At 47.9% G+C, this 2,580-nt stretch carries 3 protein-coding genes and 1 pseudogene; all 4 read right to left on the bottom strand.

What is annotated here, in order from left to right:
• Positions 1–31 precede the first annotated feature (31 nt).
• Positions 32–349, bottom strand: a pseudogene (locus E4K64_RS41555) (phage holin, lambda family).
• 682 nt (positions 350–1,031) lie between these two features.
• A complete protein-coding gene (locus E4K64_RS39545; RefSeq protein ID WP_001235459.1) occupies positions 1,032–1,655 on the bottom strand; it encodes an antitermination protein Q in 624 nt (207 codons plus the stop codon).
• Positions 1,652–2,317, bottom strand: coding sequence for a serine/threonine protein phosphatase (locus E4K64_RS39540; RefSeq protein ID WP_001271136.1), 666 nt, complete (start codon positions 2,315–2,317; stop codon positions 1,652–1,654). The genes E4K64_RS39545 and E4K64_RS39540 overlap by 4 nt, the downstream gene beginning before the upstream one ends.
• Positions 2,295–2,501, bottom strand: coding sequence for a phage NinH family protein (locus tag E4K64_RS39535; protein ID WP_002901791.1), 207 nt, complete (start codon positions 2,499–2,501; stop codon positions 2,295–2,297). Before E4K64_RS39535 ends, E4K64_RS39540 begins: the two co-directional genes overlap by 23 nt.
• Between the last annotated feature and the right edge of the window lie 79 nt (positions 2,502–2,580).

Genomic DNA, 2,580 nt, shown 5'->3' with positions numbered 1-2,580 from the left:
CGCCAGCATATCGAGGAACGCCTTACGTTGATTATTGATTTCTACCATCTTCTACTCCGGCTTTTTTAGCAGCGAAGCGTTTGATAAGCGAACCAATCGAGTCAGTACCGATGTAGCCGATAAACACGCTCGTTATATAAGCGAGATTGCTACTTAGTCCGGCGAAGTCGAGAAGGTCACGAATGAACTAGGCGATAATGGCGCACATCGTTGCGTCGATTACTGTTTTTGTAAACGCACCGCCATTATATCTGCCGCGAAGGTACGCCATTGCAAACGCAAGGATTGCCCCGATGCCTTGTTCCTTTGCCGCGAGAATGGCGGCCAACAGGTCATGTTTTTCTGGCATCTTCATGTCTTACCCCCAATAAGGGGATTTGCTCTATTTAATTAGGAATAAGGTCGATTACTGATAGAACAAATCCAGGCTACTGTGTTTAGTAATCAGATTTGTTCGTGACCGATATGCACGGGCAAAACGGCAGGAGGTTGTTAGCGCGACCTCCTGCCACCCGCTTTCACGAAGGTCATGTGTAAAAGGCCGCAGCGTAACTATTACTAATGAATTCAGGACAGACAGTGGCTACGGCTCAGTTTGGGTTGTGCTGTTGCTGGGCGGCGATGACGCCTGTACGCATTTGGTGATCCGGTTCTGCTTCCGGTATTCGCTTAATTCAGCACAACGGAAAGAGCACTGGCTAACCAGGCTCGCCGACTCTTCACGATTATCGACTCAATGCTCTTACCTGTTGTGCAGATATAAAAAATCCCGAAACCGTTATGCAGGCTCTAACTATTACCTGCGAACTGTTTCGGGATTGCATTTTGCAGACCTCTCTGCCTGCGATGGTTGGAGTTCCAGACGATACGTCGAAGTGACCAACTAGGCGGAATCGGTAGTAAGCGCCGCCTCTTTTCATCTCACTACCACAACGAGCGAATTAACCCATCGTTGAGTCAAATTTACCCAATTTTATTCAATAAGTCAATATCATGCCGTTAATATGTTGCCATCCGTGGCAATCATGCTGCTAACGTGTGACCGCATTCAAAATGTTGTCTGCGATTGACTCTTCTTTGTGGCATTGCACCACCAGAGCGTCATACAGCGGCTTAACAGTGCGTGACCAGGTGGGTTGGGTAAGGTTTGGGATTAGCATCGTCACAGCGCGATATGCTGCGCTTGCTGGCATCCTTGAATAGCCGACGCCTTTGCATCTTCCGCACTCTTTCTCGACAACTCTCCCCCACAGCTCTGTTTTGGCAATATCAACCGCACGGCCTGTACCATGGCAATCTCTGCATCTTGCCCCCGGCGTCGCGGCACTACGGCAATAATCCGCATAAGCGAATGTTGCGAGCACTTGCAGTACCTTTGCCTTAGTATTTCCTTCAAGCTTTGCCACACCACGGTATTTCCCCGATACCTTGTGTGCAAATTGCATCAGATAGTTGATAGCCTTTTGTTTGTCGTTCTGGCTGAGTTCGTGCTTACCGCAGAATGCAGCCATACCGAATCCGGCTTGTGATTGCGCCATCCCCATAGCAGCCATCACATCAGTACCGGAAAGAGAGTCAGAAGCCGTGGCCCGTGGTGAGTCGCTCATCATCGGGCTTTTTGGCGAATGAAATTTAGCTACGCTTTCGAGTCTCATGCGCCTTCTCCCTGTACCTGAATCAATGTTAGGTTTCCGCAGAACACTGCGCCGGTATCGATATACATTTGGTTGGCAAACTTGAGTGGTTTCACTGCTGGCGTATGACCAAAGATGAACGTGTCCGCGCCTTTGATTTCTTTCACGATCCCGTTTTGTGAGTTGCTGATTCGTTCGCGGTTCCAGATTACCTGCTGATGATCAACTGGCTTTCCAAACTCGTATTCGTCAAAGGGATAATCGGCGTGGCAGATAACATATTTTTTATCTTTGCTCACCAGTTCGATGATTAACGGAAGTTCATCTGCTTTATGGGCAAGAGCTTTAGCCAGAATTTCTTTGTCGTAATCGAGATTAAAGAACCAGCCACCGCCATTAAGCAGCCAGTGATTAACGTTTCCACGCTCTGATAAGCCATCAATCATCATTTGCTCATGGTTTCCACGTACAGCTCTGAACCAGGGGAATGTGATTAATTCCAGGCATTCAACGTTCTCTGCACCACGATCAACCAAATCGCCCACCGAGATAAGCAGGTCTTTTTTGTTGTCGAATCCAATCGTATCCAGTTTGTTCATCAGGTTCGTGTAGCATCCGTGCAGATCGCCAACTACCCAAATATTTCGGTATTTGCTGCCATCAATTTTTTCGTAATAGCGCATCTCTTTCACTCCATCCGCGATGAACCATGAGAACGTCGTTGACGATGGCGTGCATTTTCCCGTCTTTATCATCAACGTATTTTCTGACCGTACCGCGACTACATTTCAGTCTGCGTGCTACTTCTGTCTGATTTCCGTATGTTTCAACGAGCATGTCTGGAATGGTTTTTACTGAGAACGTCATGCGGCCTCACTTCTGCTATTTCGCAGGTCTTTGAGTTTCTGTTGGTACTCTGCCTTGATCGCCTTGCACTCTTCGATAG

Origin of the sequence: Bradyrhizobium frederickii (assembly GCF_004570865.1) — a bacterium.
In the GTDB taxonomy this organism is placed as follows: Bacteria; Pseudomonadota; Alphaproteobacteria; order Rhizobiales; family Xanthobacteraceae; genus Bradyrhizobium; species Bradyrhizobium frederickii.
Note: the sequence above shows the minus strand (reverse complement) of the source record. Positions and strands in the feature narration are given on the sequence as shown.

Coding starts and splice junctions, on each gene's coding strand:
- E4K64_RS39545 (WP_001235459.1), bottom strand. CDS start 1,655: ATGAGACTCGAAAGCGTAGCTAAATTTCATTCGCCAAAAAGCCCGATG.
- E4K64_RS39540 (WP_001271136.1), bottom strand. CDS start 2,317: ATGCGCTATTACGAAAAAATTGATGGCAGCAAATACCGAAATATTTGG.
- E4K64_RS39535 (WP_002901791.1), bottom strand. CDS start 2,501: ATGACGTTCTCAGTAAAAACCATTCCAGACATGCTCGTTGAAACATAC.